The sequence below is a fragment of the Ralstonia flaminis genome (assembly GCF_958415495.1).
Lineage (GTDB): Bacteria > Pseudomonadota > Gammaproteobacteria > Burkholderiales > Burkholderiaceae > Ralstonia > Ralstonia flaminis.
Window position 1 is genome coordinate 126,109 of the sequence record NZ_CATZLL010000011.1, and the last position, 23,219, is coordinate 149,327.

Genomic DNA, 23,219 nt, shown 5'->3' on the forward strand with positions numbered 1-23,219 from the left:
CACACATGGGCCCCGACCACCTGCCGGCGCCGCCGGCATCGCTGCCGGGCGGCGATCTGAGCGTGGTGCGCAATCGCACCTTTGACGAAATCGCCGTTGGTGAAACGGCCGCCATCCAGCGCACGCTGACAGCGGAGGACATCCAGCTCTTTGCCGTGCTGTCGGGCGATGTCAACCCGCAGCACTTGGACCCCGAGTTTGCGGCCTACACGCGCTTTCATGGTGTGATTGCCCACGGCATGCTGGGCGGCGCGTTGATTTCCGCCGTGCTCGGAACGCGCCTGCCTGGGCCCGGTACGGTCTATCTTGGGCAGACATTGCAGTTTCACGCGCCGGTGCGTATTGGCGATACGTTGACCATCCGCGTGACGGTCACCAGCAAGGAAGAGCGGAGCAAGCGGCTCAAGCTGGCGTGCACCTGTACCAACGACAGTGGCGTCATCGCCGTTACCGGAGAAGCCGAGGTCATCGCGCCTACCGAGCGGATCGAGCGCCCACGTACAACGCTGCCCGATGTACGCATCACCACCGGCGGCAACGGCATCCATCGGCTGCTTGATCACGTGCGGCCCCTGGGGGCGATCCGCATGGCGGTCGTCCACCCGTGCGATGCGCTGAGCCTGTCCGCCGCGCTGGATGCCCGCGCTGAAGGGCTCATCGTGCCGTGCCTGGTCGCACCGCGCGCCAAGTTGATGCGCGTCGCCGCTGAAGCCGGGCTTGACCTGAGCGGCCTGGAAATCGAAGACGTGCCACACAGCAGCGCCGCGGCCACCCGCGCGGTGGAGCTTGTGGCGCTGGGCAAGGCCGAGGCGCTCATGAAAGGCAGCCTGCATACGGATGAGCTGATGGCGGCCGTGGTGCGCGCTGAAGCCGGGCTGCGCACCAAGCGTCGGATCAGCCATTGCTTCGTCATGCAGACACCAGCGTATCCACGCCCGTTTATCGTGACGGATGCCGCTATCAACATTGCACCGACCTTGGATCAGAAGGCCGACATCATCCGCAACGCCATCGATCTGGCCCATGCGATTGGCGTGGCGCGGCCGCGCGTGGCGATCCTGGCGGCAGTCGAAACCGTGAACCCGCACATGCCCGCCACGCTCGACGCAGCGGCGTTGTGCAAGATGGCCGACCGCGGCCAGATCGAAGGAGGCGTGCTGGACGGGCCACTGGCCTTCGACAACGCGGTATCGGCCGCTGCAGCCCGCATCAAGGGCATCGTTTCGGAAGTGGCAGGGCAGGCCGATGTGCTGGTGGTGCCGGATCTGGAAAGCGGCAACATGCTCGCCAAGCAGTTGGAATACCTGGGTGGGGCCGCCAGCGCGGGCATTGTGCTCGGCGCACGCGTGCCCATCGTATTGACCAGCCGTGCCGATTCACGCGAATCGCGCATTGCGTCATGTGCCGTCGCCACGTTGCTGGCGCACCGTTACCGCATCCTCCCGCCATGAACGATTGCATCGTCGTACTGAACTGTGGCTCGTCGAGCATCAAGTTTGCGTTGTTCGATGCCACACAGCTTCCGTTGCCCCGTACCCCCGTGTGGAGCGGGAAAGTGGAAGGCATCGGCACCGATCACCCCACCGTAGCGGAAGTCGGAGCGCCAGCGCAGGCCGTGGAGCTTGACGCCGCGCAGCCGTATCACGCTGCGCTGCTGCACATTCGCCGGCGTGTCGAGCACGTGCTCGGCAACCGTCGGTTGGTTGCCGTGGCACACCGTGTGGTGCACGGCGGAGCCAAGTACTTTGCACCCGTACGTGTGGACGCGGAGGTGCTTTCCGATTTGCGCAGCTTCATCCCGCTGGCACCGCTGCACCAGCCGTTTGCGTTGGAGGCCATCGAGGCGCTGCTGTCAGATCTGCCCGAGGTGCCGCAGGTGGCCTGTTTCGATACAGCGTTCCACCACACGCTGCCGCAAGTTGAAATGATGCTGCCGCTACCGTATGCCGCGTGGGAGCGCGGGTTGCGGCGCTACGGTTTTCACGGGCTGTCGTACGAGTACATGTCGATCGTCTTGCCCGAGCGACATGGCGATATCGCCCGTGGGAGAACCATCGTCGCGCACCTTGGCAGCGGTGCCAGCCTGTGTGCCATGCGCGGGCTCGAGAGCGTGGCGACCACGATGGGGTTTTCCGCGCTCGACGGCCTGATGATGGGCACACGCTGCGGCGCCCTGGACCCAGGCGCGGTGCTCTACCTGATGGAGACGGAGCATCTTTCTCCCGCACAGGTGGGGCACGTGCTGTATCACGAATCCGGTCTGCTCGGCGTGTCGGGGGTGTCATCTGACCCGCGCGATCTATTGGCGCAAGAAGCCGACAACCCGCGCGTGCAGGCGGCGCTGGCGCTTTACGTGCGTCGCATCGTCCGCGAAATCGGTGCCCTGGTGGCTGTTCTTGGCGGCTTGGACTTGCTGGTTTTCACGGCGGGGATTGGCGAACACAACGCCGTGCTGCGTGAGCGCGTCGTGCGTGCGCTCGGCTATCTGGGCGCCGATTTGGATGAGGCGGCCAACCAAGCGCACGCCGCAATCATTTCCAGTTCGGCCAGCCGGATTCGTGTGGCGGTGGAGCCCACAAATGAGGAGTGGGTCGCTGCACGGCATGTCGCCCAGAGTGAGCAGTCGCGGTAGTCGTTGATATTGGTCTTTGGCCGTAGCGAAAGGTGATCAGAGTGATTTCAAGAAGCCGATCAGTGCCGCGTTGACCGCCTCAGGTGCTTCTTGCTGGAGCCAATGGCCCGCCTTGGGTACCACCTGCGACACGCGCAGCTGAGGCACTAACGACGGCATGGCATCGATGATGTTCTGCATGCCCGGCATCGCGAGGCCAGTATCGCTTTCGCCCACCAAGTACATGGCGGGCACATGGATTTGCAGGCCGACAAAGGCTGCCTCGGCTGCCCAATTGCGGTCAAGGTTGCGGTAGTAATTCAGACCACCGCGAAAACCGCTTTTCTCAAACGAGCGCACAAGCTGCTCAAAGTCCACGGCGCTGAGCCAGTCCGGCAGGGCTTGTGGGGTCGGCAATGCCGTAAGCAGTCCGTCTGAGCGAGCAAGCATGCCGAAGGGATTCGGTGTGAGCACATCGTCGCGTGGCCCAGCACTTCCTGAAGCCGCAAAGTAGATCTTGCGCAGGGTTGTCGCCACATCGGCCTCCAGCTCTCGCTCCGCCAGGCCTGGAGATGCAAAGTAGTGCGTGTAGAACCAGGCGTCTGGAGTCTGGGGAAAAAGCCGGCTGGGTGCCATGGGCGCACGGCCCATCATGGGCACCCCTAGTGCGGCCACCGCTCGGAATCGGTCCGGTCTCAAAAGCGCTGCTTGCCAGGCAATCGTCGCGCCCCAATCTCCGCCGACAACCACGGCTTGCTGCTCTCCCAATGCATCGAGCAGCGCGACCAAGTCGCCGACCACTTGCAGTGCCGTGTATGCGTCGACTGCCTCGGGCTGCTCACTGCGTCCATAGCCACGCAAATCTGGAGCGACGGCGCGGTAGCCTGCCGCTGCAAGCGCCGGCAACTGATGGCGCCACGCGAGGGAGGTCTCTGGAAATCCGTGGCAGAGCAGGACCAAGGGCCCCTGGCCTTGTTCAAGCAGACTAAGGCGTATTCCGTTGGCATCGACCAGGCGATGAGAAGCTGTCGTCATGAGTGTCTCGCTGTGCGTGAGCTAATACTGTAATATACAGAGTTACGGAATAAAAGCATCTTCTGAATATGGCTCAAGACGTACGCCTTGCCCGGCTGTTGCACGTACTCATTCACATGCATCTGCGCGGTGGCTCTACCAGTTCTGAAACGATTTCGCAGATGCTGCACACCAATCCGGTCGTAGTGCGACGGACCATGGCGGCGCTGCGTGACGCGGGCTACGTTGCCTCCGCTGGCGGGCGCAGCGGAGGTTGGACACTCGCATGCGGACTCGACGCGCTCACGGTGGGCGACATTCATGCAGCGATTGCGAGTGCCAGTCCGTTTGCTTTCGGGCCAGCCCAAGACAACCCGCAGTGTCCAGTAGAAGCGGTGGTGAACCGCTTTGTCAGCGAAGCGCAGCGTGCGGCGGAGAATGAACTGTTGAGGTGCTTTCAAGGCAAGCGCTTGTCAGCGCTCGCAACAGAGTGCATCTCGTTCGCGTCGGAGCCTCAGGCGAATCACTCTGTATAGCGTTGACTGCCAGCGTAGAGACTTCTCTTTTGATGCATCGATCGCTGGCCGCTTCCGCATGGCATCCGCGATGGGTAGAGGGCTCAGGGTTCTGTGAAGCCACGTTGCTATCCGCCGCGATGAAGTGCTCGAAAAAAAAGCACCTCGACAGGCCTTATTTTTGGCAAGCACAGCATTGTTCCGTAAGAATAAAGTCTGTCTGAATCGCACATTCAAATCTCTCCAGGAAGCAGGGCGCCTGCATTAGTTGTTGCTCGATCTCGTACAGCGCCAGGTCCTTGCCACGCAGCCACTCTGGTCTGCGCCTCATGCCACTCCATGTCTGACCAGTCACAGGGTCGTGGTAGTTCGGCCAAATGCTGTGCTGCCTACAGGAGCCGTATTCCGGCGGGAAGTTGAGCGCATGTGGTTGGATGCCGAACTCGGTGATGATCCACTGTGCGTCGGCGATGTGTTTCTTGCGGTCACCGTGGCGTACCGCATGAATCTGGAGCTTGCCCCCGTCCAATTCTCGCAACAGGTCGGATAAAGGCGGCACAGTGGATTCCCCGGGCGCGGTTGTTTTGCGCTGTTCTTCATGGCGCAGCGAGCCCTATCGTTTGAACCCTGATGTGACGACTTCAATCCCGATCCAACTCCGCCCTGAGCAGCGTGAGCCGCGTGCCCCCATCCGGCGTAAAGTGCGTGCCGTAACGGACCAACCCAAGCTGGTGGAGATGGCAGCTCATCGTAAAGCTGAGCAGCATGCCGGGCTCGGTTTCATTGATCTCGATGTCGATGGCTTTCAGGCGTGGCTCGTAGGCCAGCAGCGTGGTCTCGATCTCGCGCTTGAGCGTGTGGGCCGACGCCGGCAAATGCCGATAGACCTTGGACAAGTCTCCCAGCCCGTAGTCCGGCACATGTGCGAGGCTATTGCGGCGGCTGTTCAGGATGCGCTGGATGTTGTCCTGCACCGATAGGAAGGTTTGCGTGGCCTCATCAAACGCGTCGATCGGGGCGCCATTTGCAAAGTGTCCCGTAATCGCCTCGAACAACCCCGGCCCTCTGCGCGTCATGCTGCGGCGCTCTCGGCTTCATCAAAGCCCACGGTCATGCCTTCTTCTGCATCAAACGACAGGCGCACCGCTGCGGGCGGCTGGCGATGGGCGCCACGCACCAGCAACTCGCGCGACAGCACGGGCAAGATCTGCTGATCGAGCAGGCTGTCGATATTGCGTGCGCCGGAATCGGGCAATTGGCAGGCGCGTACGAGTTCGTCCACCAGCGCGTCGTCGCACGTGAGCGGCACGTCGAAGCGGCGGGCGATGCGCGTTGCCACCTTGTCGAGCTTCATGCGCACGATGGCGGCCAGCGCATCGGCGGCCAGCGGTTGGAACGGAATGGTCTGGAAGCGCGCCAGCAGGGCGGGCTGGAAGTGTTCGATCAACAGGGGGCGGATGGCTTCCATCAGCATGGCGGGCGTGGAGCGGCCGCCGGCTTCGGCCACGGCATCCGTCGCAGCCATGATCTGGTCGCTGCCCAGGTTCGACGTCATCAGGATCACGGTATTGCGGAAGTCGATCACGCGCCCCTCGCCGTCGCGCATGAAGCCTCGGTCGAACACTTGGTAGAACAGGTTCAGCACGTCACGATGGGCCTTCTCGACTTCATCGAGCAGGATCACGCTGTACGGCCGTTGGCGCACGGCCTCGGTCAGCACGCCGCCTTGCCCGTAACCGACGTAGCCCGGCGGCGAGCCCTTCAGTTGCGAAACCGTGTGCGCCTCTTGGTATTCCGATAGGTTGATGGTGATGAGCGATCGTTCGCCACCAAACATTAGGTCGGCCAGGGCGCGCGCGGTTTCTGTTTTGCCCACGCCGGAGGGGCCGGTGAGCAGGAACACGCCCAGCGGCGCGTCTTCGGATTTGAGCCCGGCCTTGGCGGCGCGCAGGCTTTTGCCCAACGCCTCCAGTGCATCGTCCTGACCGACCACCAATTGGGCAAGACGCGTTTCCAATTCCAGCAAGGTAGCCAGTTCGTCTTCGAGTAGGCTGCCGAGCGGCACGCCGGTCCAGTCGGCAACAACCTGCGCGGTCACGCCTTCGTTGACTTCCAGCGGCACCAGTACTGGACCGGTATGCACGGCGAGCGCGTCGCGTTGCGCCTTGATGGCGTGTTGCAAGTCGCGTCGGGCCGTGTCGTCGGAGGCGTTTTGCCACGCAAGGCGCAGGCGCTCCAGTTCTTGCGCGGCGTGTTGTTGCTCGGTCCAGGTGGTTTGCAGGGCGGCAAGCTGCGCGTCCAATTCTGCGCAACGCGCGTCAATGGCGGCCAGTCGGGTCTGGGCGTCCACGGCGGTGGCGCCTTGGTCTTCCAGCAAGGCAGTGCGTTCAACGTCAAGCGCGGCACGCTCGCTTTGCGCCTCGCTGATCACCAGCGGCGTGGTGTCCATGCCCAGACGCACGCGGGCAGCGGCTGTATCCAGAAGATCGACTGCCTTGTCCGGCAACTGCCGCCCGGTCAGGAAGCGGCGCGACAGTTTGACGGCTGCAGTGACAGCTGCATCGGTGATGTGCACATTGTGGTGCTTGGCGTAACGATCTTTCAGGCCGCGCAGCATGAGGCAGGCGTTGTCGTCATCCGGCTCATCGACCTTGACCATCTGGAAGCGGCGCTCCAGTGCCGCATCCCGCTCAAAATATTGTTTGTACTCAGACCATGTGGTCGCGGCAATGGTGCGCAGTTCACCCCGCGCGAGCGCCGGTTTAAGTAGGTTGGCGGCATCGGCGCCACCGGCTATATTGCCCGCGCCAATGAGCGTGTGCGCTTCGTCAATGAATAGCAGGATCGGCGTGGGCGACTGCTGCACAGCCTCAATCACATTCTTCAGGCGCTGCTCGAATTCCCCCTTCACGCCGGCACCGGCTTGCAGCAGGCCCAGGTCGAGCGTGAGCATGGTCACATTGGCAAGCACGGCGGGCACGTCGCCTTCGGCAATCTTGAGTGCCAGCCCTTCGACCAACGCTGTTTTACCCACGCCGGGCTCACCCACCAGGATCGGGTTGTTCTTGCGCCGGCGCATGAGGATGTCGATCATCTGGCGGATTTCGACATCGCGGCCAAACACCGGGTCGATTCGTCCGTCACGCGCCTTTTGTGTGATGTCGATGGTGAAACGCTGCAAGACGCTGGCGTCTGCTTGGCCGGGGAGGGCGAGCGCAGCGGCTTCGCGCGCGTTAGCGGGGCGCGCCGGTGCAGCCGTCGTTGTGCTCGATGCCATGACTGTAGCAGCCTCAGCGCGCGGTGCCTCGGTGGAGATCCGATCCAGTTCGGGCATGAGCCGCTCGATCTGCGTTGCAGACACCGACAGCAGCGGCCAGGCATCCGGCGCGCGCAACAGGCTGGGTGACTCCACCAGCGCAGCCAGCAAGTGCGCCGAGCGGATGAACGATTGCCCCTCTTCCAGCGAGGCGTGAATCCACGCGGCCTCCAGCAGCATCCCCAGCCGCTGCGACAAACTCGGCTTGCCACGCAGATCGTGCGGCAGCCGCTCAATCGCGCTCAGCAGGCCATTCCAGATGGCATCGGTATCCAGCTCATAGCGGCGCACGATGGCGACCAGATCGCCTTCGCCAAGCTCCAGCAACTTGATGAGCCAGTGCTCGACCTCGATATCTCGATGGGCGCGCGTCTCGCAAAGGCTTGCCGCATCGGCAAGTGCTTGGGCGCAGTGAGGGGTGAGTCGACGCAGGAACGGGGAGAGATCGCGGGCGGTCATGGCGAAGAGGGCAACATCAAGAACACCAGGCAGGAACGAAATCGCCCCAGCCTGACGCAAAAAGCCGGCACCCCGGTGGGGTGGAGCGCCGGTGGTCAAGCGGTGGTGTTACGCGCGTTCGTTCCAGCTATCGGCGTGGATGATGTTGCCGTCCTTGTACGACCACGTGATTTTTTCGTAGCGCAGTTCCACGTCTTCCAGGTGGTTGTGCTTCTCAAAGGCCGGGTTCTTGATGTCGAGCATCTTCGGGCGCACGGCCACGACCTTCACGTTGTCGAGCTTGGTGTTGAAGTACTCCTTCTCCTTGCCCGCGTCGTCGATCTTGTACCACTTGATTTCGACCGACTTCAGGGTCTGGCCGCTCGTCACAGCCTTGTACAGATACGGCGTGGAAGCGTCGGTTTCCTTCGTGAAGGTGATCGGCTTGTGCACGCGCGTGCCGGTCAGCTTGCCGGTGTTGCCGTCGGTCGGGATGTTGACGCCGTGGTCCAGTGCCACCACTTCAACGCTGCCTTCACGGCCTTGCACCGTGACCGAACCCTTGATGTCGGCACCGCCATCGTCCTTGATCCACATATATGCTGGGATTGCCATTGCTTGAGCTCCTTCTACTCGAATGAACAGGCCGGTTGGCCTTTGGGGGAATCGCTGTTACGCGCATCGCGGCAATCCGGGATGAGCGTGATTTCAACGCGGCGGTTCGCAGCGCGCCCTGCGTCGGTGTCGTTACTGGCCTTGGGGCGGGTGTCTCCGTAGCCTTGAATGGCGAACTGCGAGAGCGGAATGCCCGAGGCATCGGCCAGCCAATTGCGCACGGAGGCTGCGCGCGCTTCCGACAGCTTCCGGTTGAATGCGGGGCTGCCGACGGAATCGGTGTGGCCCGCCACCAGCACGCGCTTGTTCGGATGCGCCTTGATCATCTCCAGCGCGCCAAACATCACCCGGTTCGAGCCGGGGTTGAGCACCGCGCTGCCGGTCTTGAACAACGACAAGCTATCGAGCTCAATCATCGACGGCGGGGGCGCCGGGGGCTGGTAGCTGGCGATGAGCGTGTTGATGGCGGGCAACCGTGCCCCGGCCCGATAGAAGCCGAGCCCAAGCCGAGGCGGTACGCCCATGCGCGCGTACCGTTCGAGTTCATCGCGGTCGCGCTTGATGGCTGCTAGAGCATCGACGCGGGCGGCATCGTTTGCCGGCGGAATTGCCTCATAGCGCGTCACGTCGGCCTGCACGCGCGCGATCAGCTCACGGTTCTGCCATGCAGAGGCTGCCGTCGCCGCGCAGAGGGCCACCGTCAGCGCAACAAACGCATGCGCCAGCGCACGCGGCAGTACCCGGCGCATCTGCTGTGGGGCAATACCGGGCAGCAACGCATCGGGTAAGGGCAGGCGCGCCGGGGTACCCGAGGGCAAGGGCTGGGCCAGCCCGGTGATGGCACCCACGTAACGACCAACCAAGGACGCTGACGTGGGCGTCCCGCGCACCATCGTGAGCCCGAATGCGGCCATGTTGATCGGTCGTGTGCCGCGTTTGGTGTCGGCCAAGCCGGGCAAGAGGTCAGCGGTTGCCCAGCGCGCAGCGGCATCAAGACGCGCGACGTGATGCGCCCAACGCGTGCGCGCCTCGTGTGGCACCCAGCGCGCGTGAGCGAGCGTCGCGGCGCAGACTTGATCGGCCAGGGTATTCAACGCCGGTGGCAACGTGCCCGATGCCCCAAACCAAGGACAGGCCTGTTGCGCGGCTTCAACCTCGGCCACGTACACGGCAACGCACACCGGCAGCGCATAACCGACGGCGCGGCTGGCTTCATCGACGGCGGTGCGCCATTGCTGGGTGGCAGCGGCGAAGGCGGCGTCATCAACGGCGCTGTCGGCGTCGACCAGATAGGCCACGGCGTCCGGCCCCTGACCATCGCGCCAGCGTTTGAGGGCGTTGGCGATGTGTTTGAGGCGCGCGGGCTCATCCACGCGCACCCAGATGGCCGCGTCGGTGATCTGAACAACGTTGTTCTCAAACGCCTGGGCCAGCACCCCTGTCGACTCGCCCACGGTGAGTACCAGTGGGGTGTTGCGCCGGGTGTCGCCGGGCAGGGCTTGCAGTGCGCCATTGATGGCAGCGAGGACCTGCCGGCTGGCGGCGCGCCGTGCGCGGATACGCCGCGTCGCCATGACGAGCGCAACGCAGGCCACCAGCCCCACCGCCGTGGCGAGGCCAATGTTCCAGGCGGAAGACCATGGCGAGCAAGCCCCCAGCCAAAACAGCGCCAGCGCTGCGATCCACACAAACAGGGTGCGATACGGATAACCGGTCAAGCGATGCCTCGTCAGTGGGCCAATGCGTCAATCGACACGGTCAGCCAGTGCTGCGCGCCGACATACACGAGGCCGGACATGGCACAAGCCAGCAGCACCCAGGCTAGCGGCGACAGGCCGCCAAAACGGCGCGCCGTGCCTTGGCGCACGAGTACGTTGCTGGTGAGGTCGCGCCCCGCCTTGCCATCCAGCCGCTCGTTGACGGCACGCATCAAGGTCGTGCGGGCGGTCTCTCCAAGCAAGGCGAACTTGCCTTGAAAGCCCAGGCCCAGCACGGCGCTGAAGATCGCCAGCAACGGCATGACGGGTTGCGGCTCGGTCAGACGTTGCTCAATACGCTGGATCAACGCATCGCCCGCGTCGTGGCTGTTGAAATACCGGACCTGTAGCGGTTCGCGCTCCCAGGTGTCGCGGTCGGCCCCTTGCAGGTAGGTGAGGGCGGTTTCGTCCAGCAGCGCGCATTGCGCATACACCGCGTCGTTGATCACGTCGTTCGCTTGGCCCGCTGTGGCCAGTTGCTTGCGCAAATCGGCAATCTGCTTGTCGCACTGTGCGGCAAACTCGACGTAGGTTTGCGGCTGGGCGGCACCGGCCAGGCTTGTGACGGTCAGCGCCGTATCGCGCAGGGCGAGCGGCAATCCGGCGGAGGAAAAAGAAGCAGCAGTCATGGAAGAGGTCATGCCGGCAACACAGCATAGAGTTCAAGCGAAACGTCGGGAATCGACGCCGGCACGTAGAACTGGCACGCGCGCGCTTTCAACATGCGGCCGAAGGCGGGGTGCGTTTGGTCAAGTGCGAAGTATTGGTTTTCGATGCGTACGGGAATCGCTGCCGGCAGTCGTGAGGTCGTCCGCAGCGGAATACCGGTGAGCGCCGAGTTGATGATCTGCTCGACTTCATCGGGTGCACCGGCCTTGCACAGGCGGGGCAGTTGTTCGAGCAGCGCGTGCGCAGGCAACCCTGCTTGCACGGAGAGGTAATAGTCGGCGCCTTCGACCAGCCGCTCGTCCTGGATCTTGCCTGCCCACATGGTGGGCTTGACGCGCTCCAGTGCGATCGGCACCACGCGCGAGGGCACCACGGTATCGATCAGCGTGCGGATCAACTCTTCCAACGCGGCAAACACGGGCTCTGGCGCAGCGTGGTCATAGGCGGGAATTGCCTTGAGCGTTTCGGTGGTCGAGAAGGTCAGCAGCGACCCGGCCAGGCGCGCGAGCATGGCATACAGCCGCTCGGGGTGCTGGTCTGGCGCTGCACACAGGCGCGCCAGTTCGGGCCAACTGCTGTTGACGCTGTGCAGCAGCCAGAAGAGCGCCACATCGGCCACGGCAAAATCGGCAATCTGGTCGGAACGTTCGCGTCGGCGCACGGCAAGGCTGGCGCTCTTGGCGCTGAGAATGTCCGACAGACGTTGCATGCGTTCGGTCAGGCGTGTGCTGGCCGAGAGAAATAGGCAGGGCGGCACAAAAGTTGGGTCAACCTCGAAACGCCCCTGGGTATTGCGTGTGAGCCGCGCAACCGGGCAAGTCACGTAGTCACCAAGCGACTCGAAATCGAACAGCAGCGCCAGCGCGTGCCGCTCAACGCTGATCTCTTCCTGCCCCTCGCCATTGAGGTCGGCCACTTGCAGGTATTCGCGGGTAAAGCGGCGCGGGCGGGCGGGCTTGTGGCCTGCTTCAATGCAGTTGCCGCCTTGTGCATCCAGCAGCGGCAAACCCGCCAGCACGATGACGGATTCCGTTTGTGCCGGCACATCGCCCAGGTTGCGCGCTGCGGGCAGCAGGTCTGCGGTTTGCGTATCGACGAGCGTGCCATCGGGCAGGCGTGCATCCAGCGCAGTCAATTGCAGCCGGTCGATGCCCAGCGCATGGGTATCGACCTCGACCCGGCACACGCCCCACGGGTTGGGCCACGCCAGCCGCGCGATGCGTTCATCGGCAAAACGGTCCCACATCGCTTGTTGCTGGAAGTGCTGAGGCGTCATAAAAATGCCCTGTGCCCACAGCGGTCTGGTGATCTTCATCGTGATGAGAGGGTGTGCGAAGGTGTGGCTTCGCATGAAACACCACTGCGCGGCGCCAAAGATGACGTCGCGCTGTGCAACTACAGAGGAATGGTGCTGAGAGCCTAAAAGGCTAGCGCTGGATCAGCTCTTGGCCTTCGGCATCTGAGAGACGAGCGACAGGTTGATGTCCATGCCCTCGATCTGGAAGTGCGGCACGATGAAGAGCTTGATGCGGAAGAAACCAGGGTTGTCTTCGATGTCTTCCACGATCACCTTCGCTTCGCGCAGCGGGTGCGAGGCTTGCAGATCGTCGCCCGGGTCTGTCATCTCGGTGACGAGCGTCTTGATCCAGGTGTTCAACTCCAGCTCCAGCACGCGGCGGTCCTTGGTGGTGCCGATGTTCTCGCGCTGAATCAGCTTGAGGTAATGCGCGATACGCGAGAGCAGGAAGATGTATGGCAGGCGCGCGTTGACGCGGCTGTTGGCCGTGGCTTCCTTGGTGTCGTACAGCGTGGGCTTTTGCGCCGAGTTTGCCGAGAAGAAGCACGCAAAGTCGTGGTTCTTGTAGTACGACAGCGGAATGAAGCCCAGGTTGGCGAACTCGAACTCGCGCGTTTCCGGAATCAGCACCTCGGTCGGGATCTTGGCTTGGTTGCCCGTGCCCAGGTCGTACAGGTGGATCGGCAGGTCTTCTACCAGACCACCGGCTTGCGGGCCACGAATCTGCACGCACCAGCCGTTCTTGATGAAGCTCTGCACCATGTTGGCGGCAAACGCAAAGGCAGCGTTGGCCCACAGGTAGCGGCTATGGTCCGGGCCCTTGACGGCTTCGGTGTAGTTGAAGGCGCGCACCGGCACCGTTTCCGGGCCATAGGGCAGGCGCGCCAGGAAGCGCGGCATCGTCAGGCCGATGTAGCGTGCGTCATCCGAGTCGCGGAAGCTCTTCCACTTCAGGTACTCAGCGCGGTCGAAGTAGTTGCCGATGTCGCGGATGCTGGCGACTTCTTCCATTGTCTCCTTGCCGAAGAACTGCGGCGACACCGCACCGACAAACGGCATGTGGGCCGCAGCCGACACCTTGGAGATATTGCGCAGCAGGGCGATGTCTTGCGGGCTGCGGTCGAACTCGTAGTTCGAGATGAGCGAGCCGATCGGCTCGCCGCCCGGCGTGTCGTATTCCTGAATGTAGGTATGCAGGTACAGGCCGCTCTGGATGACTTCGGGCGTGTCTTCAAAGTCTTGGCGCAGCGCGTCTTTCGACACGTCCAGCAGCTCGATCTTGACGTTCTTGCGGAAATCCGTGCGGTCGACCAGGAACTTCAGGCCGCGCCATGCGGATTCGATTTGCTGGAACGTCGGGTCATGCATGATCGCGTCGAGCTGACGGCTGATCTGCTGATCCAAGTGTTCGATATGGAAGTCGAGCAGGCTCTTGTCCAGACGATCCACCTGTTGGGACGATTCCTGAATCATTTTCAGGAACACGTTCATCGCTTGCGCGACGCGCTCATCCAGCGACGATTCCGACAGCGTGTCGGCGCTTTGGAACGCTTCAAACGGGCGGGTGGCCTTGACTGGCGTCAGGTTGATCTTCTCGCACAGCGCCTCGTAGACGCTTTTGCCCGGTGCATCCAATACCACCGATTCCACGGCGCTCGATTCAAATTGGCTGTTTTCTTGTTTTGCCATGTTGATTGTTCCTGGTTGGCAGCGGGATTATTAGGCGGAACCGGAAACCGGCGGCGTGGTTTCACCGATTTTCTGTAAATCAGCGCGCAAACGGTCCGAGAGTGCCGAATCCTTGAGAATCTTTTCGAGCTCGCGGCGGAATGTGGCGTTATCCAGTAAATTGGATTTCAAATCACGCAGCAGATTACGTGCGGCCATGAGTGCACGCAGTTCCGGCACTTTGCCTGCGACAACATCCGGTTTGAAATCGTCCATCGACTTGAAATCGAGATCGACCGGCAACTCCGAACCGTCGTTCGCCATGGTGTTCTCGACGGCCAACTTGGCCTTCGGGTTCAGCTCGGCCAGCACCGAGTTGAAGTTGTTCTTGTTGATCGAGACCTTCGCGCGTTCGGCCAGCGGCGCGGTGGTCTGTCCGTTGCTGTAGTCGCCCATCACCAGCAGCTTGAGGGGCAACTCCACCTTCTTCTGTGCGCCACCTGTGTGCAGGTCCAGCTTGATGTTGATGCGCGCCTTCGGCACCTCGTTTTGGAAGCTCTCGGCCATGTTGCCCCTTTGTTTAAATCAGATATAAACGACGTTAATAAAAATCTCTAATATAGATAGCATGCGGGATAACCAACCACAAATCGTTTGAACGTCAAGTTTTGTCAATTTGAAAAAATGTAGGACCTCTTATTCCAAATGCATCGGAAATTGCTTAACTTGCGCCTTCGCGCGCGAAAAGGGCGCAGCGTCAAATTCATAACAAGGTGAGCAACGATGGCAGACTGGCAAGCAGCATCCGGGGCGGTAGATGCGATCATCGATCGGGCGGCGCGTGGTATCACGGGCCGTCAGTCGTATTTCCTGGATGTGCTTGGCCCCGCCAACGGGCGCACGCTGTCGGTGGTCTCATTCGAAGCGGTCGAGAGCATGGGCGCGCCTTACCGCGTCACCATCGAAGTCACTCACGAAGATGAACTGCTGCGCGCCGATTACCTCGGCCGCGATGCCATCTTCACCATTGACGCGGCAGACAGCGCCGAACCACGCACGTTCTCGGGCTGCATCACACGGTTCTCCAAGCTCAAGACCACGGCGGATTTCAACCGCTATCAACTGGTGGTCGAGGCGCATATCGCGCGTTTGAGCCTCACCCGCACCAGCAGAATCTTCCAGCACCAGAGTGCGCCGCAGATCATTGAAGCGATCCTGCGGCGACACGGTTTCAAGGGGCACCAATTCCAGTTCGAGCTGCGGCGGCAGTATCCACAGCACGCCTTCCGTTTCCAGTACCAGATTGCGGATTGGCCGTACATCCACGTGCTGATGGAACAGGAAGGCATCTACTGCTATATCCAGCAAGGCAAGCACGGGGATGTGGTCATTTTTGCGGATGACATTGACCACTACGAGTATCAACCCGAACTGAACGTCCCATACCGGGAAACGGCTGGGTTGGAGGCGGGCATCGAGGCCATCTTCAGCCTGCACACGCACGCGGAGACCGTGCCCGAATCGTTCCTTGTGGCGGACTACAACCCGGATGCCGCGTGGGAGCGTATTAAGGCGGACGCCAACGTCGCCCGCAACGATACGACCACCTACGGCCAGCCCTACGTCTATGGCACGCACCACCTCGACCAAGCGGGCGCCAAGTGGGAAGCGCAACTGCGCCACGAGGCTGCGATTGCGTGGCAAGTCGTCTACGAGGGGCAGAGCAATGTGCTGGATTTGCGCCCCGGACGCATTTTGCACATGGATGCCGGGCTTCCGGACGCCCCGAACGGCCAGGTGATCATCGAAGTCACGCATCGTGGTGCGCGCGACACGGCGTATAGCAACGCCTACCGGGCCATCCCCAGCGATCGCCGCTTCCGCCTCAAGCTCGAAGAGGCTGCGTGGCCCAAGATTCACGGCACACTCAGTGCCCGGGTGACATCTCCTGGCAAGTACAAATACGCCTACCTCACCCAGCAAGGCCATTACACGGTTCGCTTCGATTGCGACTTTGATGAATGGAACCCGGGTGGGGAAAGCGTACCGCTGCGCATGGCCAAGCCGTTCGCGGGTGCATTGCAAACCGGCTTCCACTTTCCGGTCATTGATGGCACCGAGGCCGTGCTCGGCTTTCGGGATGGCAATCCTAATAAGCCGTTCATCAGCCAGTTCCACCACACCAGCGTTCAGACGGACCTGATCACCAATCAGGAGCGCTGGCTGTCGCGCAACGTTATCCGCACGCAGAGTGATAACAAGTTGCAGATGGAGGATTGGCAGGGCGAAGAGCACGTCAAGTTCAGCACTGAACATTCCGGCAAGAGCCAGCTCACGCTGGGCCACATAGTTAATGGGCGGCGGGAGAAGCGGGGGGAGGGGTTTGAGCTGCGGACTTCGGGGTGGGGGACGATTCGGGGTGGCAAGGGAGTATTTATCTCCGCCGATGACCAGCCTAAGGCCAACGGCCAGCAACTCGACATGCAGAACGCTGACGAGACGCTACGCCAGGCTATCGATCTACTGCGCTACCTGAACGACTCGGCGAATGCGGCCAAGGCGTGGCTGGCGGAGATCGACCAGCAGCGCGAACTGATCGAGCAGCGGCTTTCAAAGTTGCAGAAGCCCGCCATCCTCGCAAATGCTCCGGAAGGCGTTGGCATTGCAAGTGGACAGCACCTGCAACTTGCTGCCCGCAAGCAGCTATTTATGACCGCCGGTAATGGGCTCGACATCGGGGTATTCAAGCGTGTGACGGTAGCTGCCGGAGAGGCGATCTCCCTGTTTGCCGCCAAGCTCGGCATTCGCATCTTTGCCGCCAAAGGCAAGGTTCAGATGCAAGCCCAAGGCGATGCGCTGGAACTGATGGCGCTCAAAGACGCCACGATGAGCTCCTCCGAAGGCCAAGTCTTGATCACAGGTTCGCGAGGCGTCACGCTGGGTGACGGTTCCGGGGCGTACATCAAGATCGAAAACGGAAAGATCGTGTTGGCCAGTCCGAGTGGACACATTGAGGTCAGAGGCAACCTCAGCGTTGCCGGGCCGGCTGGGGGTAACTTCACCTTCCCCAGTTGGACGAACGCGCCGGTCAAAGATGTCAAAGGCAATATGAGTTTCAGATTTTCTGAGTAACGCAACCCATGGCAAGCACCACCCCAACCAATCCGCCGGCCCAGCCCCCACTCAAGCGATTGCGCTTCACCTTTCCCCTGCGCAAAAAGGGGCAAGGCGATGCAGCAAAGGCAGTCGAAATCACCGACGAGCACGAATTCCACAAGCTGCTCAAGAACGAGCCATCGGGCGGCTACGGGGTCAGCGGTGCGGGCATGTGGCACGGCGGTATCCACATCACGGAGAGGGGCGCCGGCCAATCGCTAGACATCAAGGCCGGCGTGCGATGCATTGCCGATGGCGAAGTTGTGGCTTGGCGCATCAACCGTACTTACCTCGTCAGTGAACTGCCGGAGCAAGATGGCCAGCCGGCCATCCGTGCGCCCTACAGCACAGGCTTTGCCCTCGTTCGTCATGAGATGGAGTTTCCGCGTGGCACCAAGCTGACTTTCTTCAGCCTGTACATGCACGTGCAAGCGTGTTCGGACTACCCGGAAAACGGCCCCTGGCCTGCGTACTGGCCGACCTGTTTTGAAGTCACGCAATACGCCAATGACCGCCCCGCCAACGGGGCAGGCGGTCAAGCCGCACCCGCCTCGCACGTCGGCCTGCGCGTGCGGGCCGGTGCCACATCCAGCAGCCAGCCCATCGCGATCCTGCCGCAAGGTGCGCAAGTTCGCATCGGCAAGCGTGAGAAAAAGTGGGGCCAAATCGTGGAGGCCAATGGCGTCACGCCCTATCCAGCCAAGGCGGGTGATTGGGTGGAGCCTGCGGCGGTCGTCGGCAAATGGATACATGTGGGTAAGAACAACGCTGGGCAATTGGAGGCCCGGGAGGTCATGCCAGAGGACGCATTCGATCAGGTGGTCGTGCCGCCCAAGCCGTACCCCATCAAAGCCGGCGACCTGATCGGCCACCTCGGCCGCTATGACTCACTCAACCAGCGCACCTCTGATCGTATGGTGCACATCGAAGTGTTCTGTGGGGACGATATCAAGCTCTTCCTCGCGCAAGGGCGTGATTGGATTCGTAACAACTGCGCCAACGCCAATGCCTGGAAGCAGCTTGGGCTGCCCAGCGATCCCACCATCCTGCGCGTTGGCAAAGGCACCAAGCTCTATGCTGCGCCCTTTCAAGAGGGACAGGATGCACCGTGCACCGATGTCACCCTGATCGAAACCTTCTCCGAACTGGCCAAACACCCGGAAAACCGCCACACCGAAACTGCACCAGGCGTCGACGGCCAAAAGCGGAACTGGTGGAAAGTGGACGGCGCCAACATGCTGCATGCCGACATCAGCGGCTGGGTGCGAGAACAGAACTTTGCCGGTGGCCGCGTCACCCGCGAGTTCGCCCAATCGTGGATCGACTTCGATACCGTGGAAGACGAACACGACCCCACGCACACGATGTTCGCCACCACCGAGGCGTATATCGACTATCGAACGGGTGCCGACGTGCCCGAGCCCGCAGCGCTGGCCAAGCTCAGCCCGTTGATGGCCAAGGTCTACCGCACCGCCTTCCCGACCGGCGATGGCCGCCAAGCCGCCGATGAACTGCGTGACGCTGCCAGCGACCCGTGGCGGGCGTTCAGCCTGTCACGCCTGATCATCCAGCACGAGAGCGAATGGGCCAATCCGGGCAAGTGGACCAAACTGATCGCGGCCATCGAAGAGAAGACCGGCGCGAAAGCCGAGCACGAGGCAGAGCAGCAGCGGATTGAGAAGCTTGTGTGGTGGGAGGCGGTGCAGGCCAAGCTCCCGGGTTTCCCTGAACCCGCGGTGTTTCATATTCATTCGGGGGCGTTGGTTGGAAATTTTTCTAGACCCGCGTTCCGCTTCACCTTAGAGATAATGAAAAATCTCTATCCAGATGTCGCCAACTCCAAGTCGGAAGAGCTTGAAGTCATTGCTGAAGAGCTAAACAACCATCTCTCACTCTATCAGCTTGACACGGCACTGAAGCGCACGCATTTTTTTGCACAAATTTTGCAAGAGACCGGAAAGAAACTGTCGGTCGAAGAGGGATTCGTTTGGAAAGCCATTAGTCTCATCGAAAAATTCTCTTATTTTAGAAATCATCCGACTGAAGCGCATCTACACGGCTATGCAACACAAAGGCCAATAAAAGCCAACGGACAGTCGATGGGGGTGAGCGACTACATAACCATCGCAAACGGAGCTTATGGGGGACGCGCCGATCTCGGAAACGGTGACCATCAAAGTGGCGATGGATGGAAATACCGAGGCCGAGGGCTGAAACAGCTAACAGGAAGATCAAACTACAAAGATTTTTCAAGATGGCACCGCGAAAATCAAAGCGAATGGCCGGGCGATGTCTTGAATTTCGAGGATTCGCCGGATTTACTTACCGATTTAAAATATGCAACAAGATCAGCGGCGTATTTTTGGGTGCAGCATGCATTGGCCAGCAAAGCAGAGAAGGGTTCTCAGCCGGAGCATGTGAACGCAATCACCGCAGTCGTTAACCTCTACACGGATAGCTATGCCGCTCGGGTTGATAACTTCAATCGCATATTCAACAAAGGCATTTTGGAATGAAGATTATATCGATCGGTATTGCAGCTTTTCTTTCAGCCGCAACCTCATCAACATGTGCCAGCGACTCTCTTCGGTCAAATGAGACTACGCTTTGCTATCCTCATGAGGATGTTTATTTTAGTTGCGACACGGGAAATAAAATAATATCGGTATGCGCATCTGGAAACATAAAGTCAAGTAGAGGATATGTCCAATACCGCGCTGGTCAGCCCAGTGAGATTGAGCTCGAGTATCCAAAAAATCCTTACCCACCAAAAGGAATATTCTCAATTAGCGAAATTATTGGTGGGAATTTTAACGGCGTTCATCTGAAATTTAAATCTGGGCGATACAATTATATAATTTATCAGAGTTCAGTTAGTGGTGTGTATGTAAAAAAAGACGGAAAAATAGTCTCCAACCTAATCTGCAGGGGCGGGGAGTATCTGGATATCGCCCCACGGGCCAAGCGCGGGATTGATCTCGTAGATCCAATTGAAAACATTGACTGAAATATAAAACTCGCTTCAGTCACTATTGTGCGTGTATTTTTCCGAGAGGAGTCATCCCATTCACGCCGTGAAAGTCACTGAAATTATAAAAATAGCATTTCTTATGATACTTGCGTCAAATGCATTGCCAGTCCTGGCTCAGTCTATCCCGATCTTTGATGAGAGTTTGTGTGCGGAAAATGAGGATGTCTATTTCAGTTGCGGGCTAGAGGGGGTGAGAGGGATCGTTTCTGTTTGCGCAAAATCAAATGACTCATCTAATGAGGGATATGTACAATATATATTTGGTACTAAACGGAAAATTGAAATTGAATATCCAAAAGAAGGAATTTCACCGCAGCAAAGCAACATCTCCATAGTCGATTTTTAAAGAACCGCCGCTGGACTAGGAACGCATTTGAAGTTTTCATAGAACGGATTTCGTTATGTCGTATCTACGTCGCTTGTGCCCGGTGAAGTTTACGTCGTGAGAGATATGCGAGTGGTTTTTAGGAAGACATGCGAAGACGGAGCACACACGGATTTCTCTTACAAGTCAAGAAAGGGACTTCTGTGGGGGCATGTAGAGTCAGTCGACCATTCTGATGGTGGCTAGTAACCTCACTCACGGCAGATTGAAAAGCTGTTCGCAGCGATTCCCAATGAGGGGCTTTCACAGAGTGGATTTCGATTGCGGTTCCAGGCAGGAATATTGCACACTTGCTAAGTGGCGGCCAGAACGGCTATGCAGATAGACTTGAACGATAAAATCGCACCTCCAAAATTCCAAGATTGCCTGCGGAATAGAAATGAAGAGGATTATCATTATCATATTTTTCTTTGTGATATCGACAGCCTGCCAAGCAACCAATCAATGCAGGGAAAACGAATCTGAGGTATTCAACTGCATTACAAAATATACTCACGCGTCGCTTTGTGAGTCAAAAATCGATGAAATGCTAACCTACCGTGCCGCAGCTAAAGGTAAGTTGCAGTTGCAAATATCGGAAACCAAAAAAAATAAAGGAAAGCTATTCTTCTTCAGCAGCACGCCTTACGCTGGCGGAGGTGAGGCACATATCAGATTCGTCAACGCGGGCTACACTTATTACCTCTATGACAGGGCCGTCAAGGGCGAAGGCGGTCCAATATTCTCATCCGGAGTCGCTATTTATCGAGATGGCGAGAAAATCTCTAATCCAACTTGCGAGAACGATGCATCAATACACCAAAGCGCATACGAAAATATGACGCGGGAGCCGTATTTAGATATTCAATAAAAATAGTCGATGCGGAATATCTATAGAGTGCTTTCGGAAACCAGCAGATCGCAACGAACCCCAGCATTGTGAGCCAACAGGTGGCGTATACGATTGAGTCGGCACGCTGGTATTGGCGAAAAGGTAGTGTCTTGGGTGACATCAATCCGATGGCAGCGTGAAGCGATTTTTTAAACGTAACCAAGGAAAAATTGATACCGAGTCGCGCGATAAAACGGATGTGGCCCGGCTGCCCCAGCCTTTGCGCATGTCTCGGAGCCCGCAGGCGAAGGCAGCTGGCGTTTTTTGTTGCGAACTACGTATGTCGACATCATCCCTGCAAGAATAAGAGGAATCGAAACATCAAATATTCTCAAAATTACGCATCAAACAAAAGAAGAGTGGTAAATCTGCTAGCAGCATGAGTAATCCAATCCACGGAAATAACGAAACCACCCATGGCGAAGGAATCCTGATGGCATTCAACCGCACTCAGGTCGATGGTCGGCGAGTCGCCTCTGTTGGCGATGTCGTGCCCTGCCCAATCCACAGTGCCAATGCGACTACGACGGGAAGCACTCGCGTGACCCAGTGCGGGAGTCTCTTGGTCACCACCGCCAACGACGACGTAGCGGTGCGATAGATGCCAGTTGATTTTGGCCGGGTGCCACCTCGGGTGAGTGTGCCGGAACCGCCGCGCCCGTCAGTGCCGCTCTGGTCGGTACTGTTCATCGTCTTCGTTGGCGCCGGAATTGGACTCACAGTCGCCCTGTGGCCGATTGGAAAATCCACCAATGTGCCGTTGTTCTGGCTCTGCTGCCTCGCTTATCCGGTGGCTAGCTGGGCGTTTTTCCTGCTGCTCTCTTTGGGCCACAGCCACCTCCAACGCGATACGGCGCTCGCAGGCAATTTCGCCAGCGAGCGCATTGAAGCCTCGTGTCATCAAGAGGCAAGTGCGCCACTTGCCGTGCTGGGGCATGCGTGGCGCTTTGCCGGCCACAAGGAGGCTAACGATGTTGAGGGCATCGTCAGTTGCTCCACCCGGTTGGGTGCCCAGTCAAGTGGTGCGGAGCCTGGTCTTGAGATCTCCGCCCGCTGGCTGGAGGTTCCCGGCAAGCCGTTTTATCCCGGCAACGCGTTAGCCGAACATGATCGTCACCAAGTGGTGAGCGAATGGCTGATTGCCGAATTGATTGAACAGATCACACCGGGGCTGATAGCACTGCCCGCTGGCTGTGCCCTGCATGTGCAATTGAACGTGCAGTCCGTGCTGGACATAGAAGACGTCCGCCTCGGCGTGGAGGCGTTGCTCTTGGCCAAGGCCCCGGTGTTACAGATCACTACCGTGGTGAGCGAGCACGAACTGCCGCTTTCTGAAGTGGACTCGTGGCACGACAAACTAACGCGGCACGATGCGCATTTGCTCATTGCAATACAGCTTCGCCGTGCCATCAGTGAACGCCTGGCCGATGGTGATGCGGAAGCTGGCATTGCCCTGTTGGTGGCGCGCCCCGGCGTTGCACGGCAATCCGTGCCATCGGCCAGCCTTGCGCTGCATCGACCAGCGATTGGCCCGGCCGATGCTGCCGCCAAGGTCGTGAGTCTCGCACTACGTTGGGGGCAGACCGAGGCACCTCAGGTCAAAACACTCTGGTGCCACGCGCCAAGCGAAGAGCAGGTCCGCCAAGTCAAATCCTTACCGGATTTCTCCCCACAGGTGCAATGGATTGATGTTGGCACGTCCGTCGGGAACTGTGCTGGCACCGGTGCGTGGTTGACCACAGCGCTTGCGATTGAGTACGCATCCCGCGCCGCATCTCCGCAATTCGTCCTTTCCCAGAGCGATCACAACATGATTGCCCTCGTGTGCAAGAAGCAGGTATGAGCAACAACAAGCCCGTGTCGTCGGCAGGTGTCT

Annotated in this window: 19 protein-coding genes; 9 read left to right on the top strand and 10 right to left on the bottom strand. The window is 59.8% G+C overall.

Features of this window, described 5'->3' with window-relative positions:
* Positions 1–5: 5 nt before the first annotated feature.
* Positions 6–1,451 carry a bifunctional enoyl-CoA hydratase/phosphate acetyltransferase gene (locus tag R2N11_RS17495; RefSeq protein ID WP_316681784.1) on the top strand — a complete coding sequence of 482 codons (1,446 nt, stop codon included), beginning with the start codon at positions 6–8 and terminating at the stop codon, positions 1,449–1,451.
* Positions 1,448–2,632: an acetate/propionate family kinase gene (locus tag R2N11_RS17500; protein ID WP_316681785.1), complete on the top strand. Its 1,185-nt coding sequence runs from the start codon at positions 1,448–1,450 to the stop codon at positions 2,630–2,632. Before R2N11_RS17495 ends, R2N11_RS17500 begins: the two co-directional genes overlap by 4 nt.
* A gap of 36 nt (positions 2,633–2,668) precedes the next feature.
* On the opposite strand, the gene R2N11_RS17505 is transcribed toward R2N11_RS17500, so the two are convergent.
* Positions 2,669–3,646 (bottom strand): alpha/beta fold hydrolase, encoded by a 978-nt coding sequence (locus tag R2N11_RS17505; RefSeq protein ID WP_199030868.1) that lies wholly within the window; start codon positions 3,644–3,646, stop codon positions 2,669–2,671.
* Between the two features lie 68 nt (positions 3,647–3,714).
* Between R2N11_RS17505 and R2N11_RS17510 the strand changes: the two genes are divergently transcribed.
* Entirely contained in the window at positions 3,715–4,161 is a 447-nt protein-coding gene (locus R2N11_RS17510) for an RrF2 family transcriptional regulator (RefSeq protein WP_316681786.1), read from the top strand.
* 154 nt (positions 4,162–4,315) lie between these two features.
* Here R2N11_RS17510 and R2N11_RS17515 read toward each other — a convergent pair whose 3' ends face one another.
* From R2N11_RS17515 to tssB, 9 genes are all read right to left on the bottom strand, one after another.
* Positions 4,316–4,699, bottom strand: coding sequence for an H-NS family nucleoid-associated regulatory protein (locus R2N11_RS17515; RefSeq protein WP_316681787.1), 384 nt, complete (start codon positions 4,697–4,699; stop codon positions 4,316–4,318).
* An 82-nt stretch (positions 4,700–4,781) separates the two neighbouring features.
* Positions 4,782–5,216, bottom strand: a complete 435-nt coding sequence (gene tssE, locus R2N11_RS17520; protein WP_316681788.1) for a type VI secretion system baseplate subunit TssE — start codon at positions 5,214–5,216, stop codon at positions 4,782–4,784.
* Positions 5,213–7,915, bottom strand: a complete 2,703-nt coding sequence (gene tssH, locus R2N11_RS17525) for a type VI secretion system ATPase TssH (protein WP_316681789.1) — start codon at positions 7,913–7,915, stop codon at positions 5,213–5,215. Before tssH ends, tssE begins: the two co-directional genes overlap by 4 nt.
* Positions 7,916–8,023: 108 nt before the next feature.
* Positions 8,024–8,509: an Hcp family type VI secretion system effector gene (locus R2N11_RS17530; protein ID WP_316681790.1), complete on the bottom strand. Its 486-nt coding sequence runs from the start codon at positions 8,507–8,509 to the stop codon at positions 8,024–8,026.
* A gap of 14 nt (positions 8,510–8,523) precedes the next feature.
* Complete coding sequence (locus R2N11_RS17535; RefSeq protein WP_316681791.1) at positions 8,524–10,227, bottom strand: OmpA family protein; 1,704 nt, start codon at positions 10,225–10,227, stop codon at positions 8,524–8,526.
* An 11-nt stretch (positions 10,228–10,238) separates the two neighbouring features.
* The gene (locus R2N11_RS17540; protein ID WP_316681792.1) at positions 10,239–10,895 is read right to left on the bottom strand and encodes a DotU/TssL family secretion system protein; all 657 of its coding nucleotides are present in this window, start codon (positions 10,893–10,895) and stop codon (positions 10,239–10,241) included.
* Positions 10,896–10,903: 8 nt separating this feature from the next.
* Positions 10,904–12,250: a type VI secretion system baseplate subunit TssK gene (tssK, locus tag R2N11_RS17545; RefSeq protein WP_316681851.1), complete on the bottom strand. Its 1,347-nt coding sequence runs from the start codon at positions 12,248–12,250 to the stop codon at positions 10,904–10,906.
* 123 nt (positions 12,251–12,373) lie between these two features.
* A complete protein-coding gene (gene tssC / locus R2N11_RS17550; protein WP_316681793.1) occupies positions 12,374–13,921 on the bottom strand; it encodes a type VI secretion system contractile sheath large subunit in 1,548 nt (515 codons plus the stop codon).
* Between the two features lie 30 nt (positions 13,922–13,951).
* Positions 13,952–14,467, bottom strand: coding sequence for a type VI secretion system contractile sheath small subunit (tssB, locus tag R2N11_RS17555; protein WP_316681794.1), 516 nt, complete (start codon positions 14,465–14,467; stop codon positions 13,952–13,954).
* Positions 14,468–14,683: 216 nt separating this feature from the next.
* Here tssB and R2N11_RS17560 point away from each other — a divergent pair, with 216 nt between their 5' ends.
* The 6 genes from R2N11_RS17560 (at position 14,684) to R2N11_RS17585 (ending at position 23,186) form a co-directional block, all read left to right on the top strand.
* Positions 14,684–17,032 (top strand): type VI secretion system Vgr family protein, encoded by a 2,349-nt coding sequence (locus R2N11_RS17560; RefSeq protein WP_316681795.1) that lies wholly within the window; start codon positions 14,684–14,686, stop codon positions 17,030–17,032.
* A gap of 8 nt (positions 17,033–17,040) precedes the next feature.
* Positions 17,041–19,572: a chitinase gene (locus R2N11_RS17565; RefSeq protein WP_316681796.1), complete on the top strand. Its 2,532-nt coding sequence runs from the start codon at positions 17,041–17,043 to the stop codon at positions 19,570–19,572.
* A complete protein-coding gene (locus R2N11_RS17570; RefSeq protein WP_316681797.1) occupies positions 19,569–20,063 on the top strand; it encodes a hypothetical protein in 495 nt (164 codons plus the stop codon). The genes R2N11_RS17565 and R2N11_RS17570 overlap by 4 nt, the downstream gene beginning before the upstream one ends.
* Positions 20,064–20,130: 67 nt before the next feature.
* Positions 20,131–20,433, top strand: a complete 303-nt coding sequence (locus tag R2N11_RS17575) for a hypothetical protein (protein ID WP_316681798.1) — start codon at positions 20,131–20,133, stop codon at positions 20,431–20,433.
* Between the two features lie 418 nt (positions 20,434–20,851).
* Positions 20,852–21,322, top strand: a complete 471-nt coding sequence (locus tag R2N11_RS17580) for a hypothetical protein (RefSeq protein WP_316681799.1) — start codon at positions 20,852–20,854, stop codon at positions 21,320–21,322.
* Between the two features lie 622 nt (positions 21,323–21,944).
* Positions 21,945–23,186: a hypothetical protein gene (locus R2N11_RS17585; RefSeq protein ID WP_316681800.1), complete on the top strand. Its 1,242-nt coding sequence runs from the start codon at positions 21,945–21,947 to the stop codon at positions 23,184–23,186.
* The last annotated feature ends 33 nt before the right edge of the window (positions 23,187–23,219 follow it).

Excerpts from the sequence above, each read along its gene's own strand:
- R2N11_RS17495 (WP_316681784.1), top strand. The coding sequence starts at position 6 with ATGGGCCCCGACCACCTGCCGGCGCCGCCGGCATCGCTGCCGGGCGGC.
- R2N11_RS17500 (WP_316681785.1), top strand. The coding sequence starts at position 1,448 with ATGAACGATTGCATCGTCGTACTGAACTGTGGCTCGTCGAGCATCAAG.
- R2N11_RS17505 (WP_199030868.1), bottom strand. The coding sequence starts at position 3,646 with ATGACGACAGCTTCTCATCGCCTGGTCGATGCCAACGGAATACGCCTT.
- R2N11_RS17510 (WP_316681786.1), top strand. The coding sequence starts at position 3,715 with ATGGCTCAAGACGTACGCCTTGCCCGGCTGTTGCACGTACTCATTCAC.
- tssE (WP_316681788.1), bottom strand. The coding sequence starts at position 5,216 with ATGACGCGCAGAGGGCCGGGGTTGTTCGAGGCGATTACGGGACACTTT.
- tssH (WP_316681789.1), bottom strand. The coding sequence starts at position 7,915 with ATGACCGCCCGCGATCTCTCCCCGTTCCTGCGTCGACTCACCCCTCAC.
- R2N11_RS17530 (WP_316681790.1), bottom strand. The coding sequence starts at position 8,509 with ATGGCAATCCCAGCATATATGTGGATCAAGGACGATGGCGGTGCCGAC.
- R2N11_RS17540 (WP_316681792.1), bottom strand. The coding sequence starts at position 10,895 with ATGACTGCTGCTTCTTTTTCCTCCGCCGGATTGCCGCTCGCCCTGCGC.
- tssK (WP_316681851.1), bottom strand. The coding sequence starts at position 12,250 with ATGAAGATCACCAGACCGCTGTGGGCACAGGGCATTTTTATGACGCCT.
- tssC (WP_316681793.1), bottom strand. The coding sequence starts at position 13,921 with ATGGCAAAACAAGAAAACAGCCAATTTGAATCGAGCGCCGTGGAATCG.
- tssB (WP_316681794.1), bottom strand. The coding sequence starts at position 14,467 with ATGGCCGAGAGCTTCCAAAACGAGGTGCCGAAGGCGCGCATCAACATC.
- R2N11_RS17560 (WP_316681795.1), top strand. The coding sequence starts at position 14,684 with ATGGCAGACTGGCAAGCAGCATCCGGGGCGGTAGATGCGATCATCGAT.
- R2N11_RS17565 (WP_316681796.1), top strand. The coding sequence starts at position 17,041 with ATGGCAAGCACCACCCCAACCAATCCGCCGGCCCAGCCCCCACTCAAG.
- R2N11_RS17570 (WP_316681797.1), top strand. The coding sequence starts at position 19,569 with ATGAAGATTATATCGATCGGTATTGCAGCTTTTCTTTCAGCCGCAACC.
- R2N11_RS17580 (WP_316681799.1), top strand. The coding sequence starts at position 20,852 with ATGAAGAGGATTATCATTATCATATTTTTCTTTGTGATATCGACAGCC.
- R2N11_RS17585 (WP_316681800.1), top strand. The coding sequence starts at position 21,945 with ATGCCAGTTGATTTTGGCCGGGTGCCACCTCGGGTGAGTGTGCCGGAA.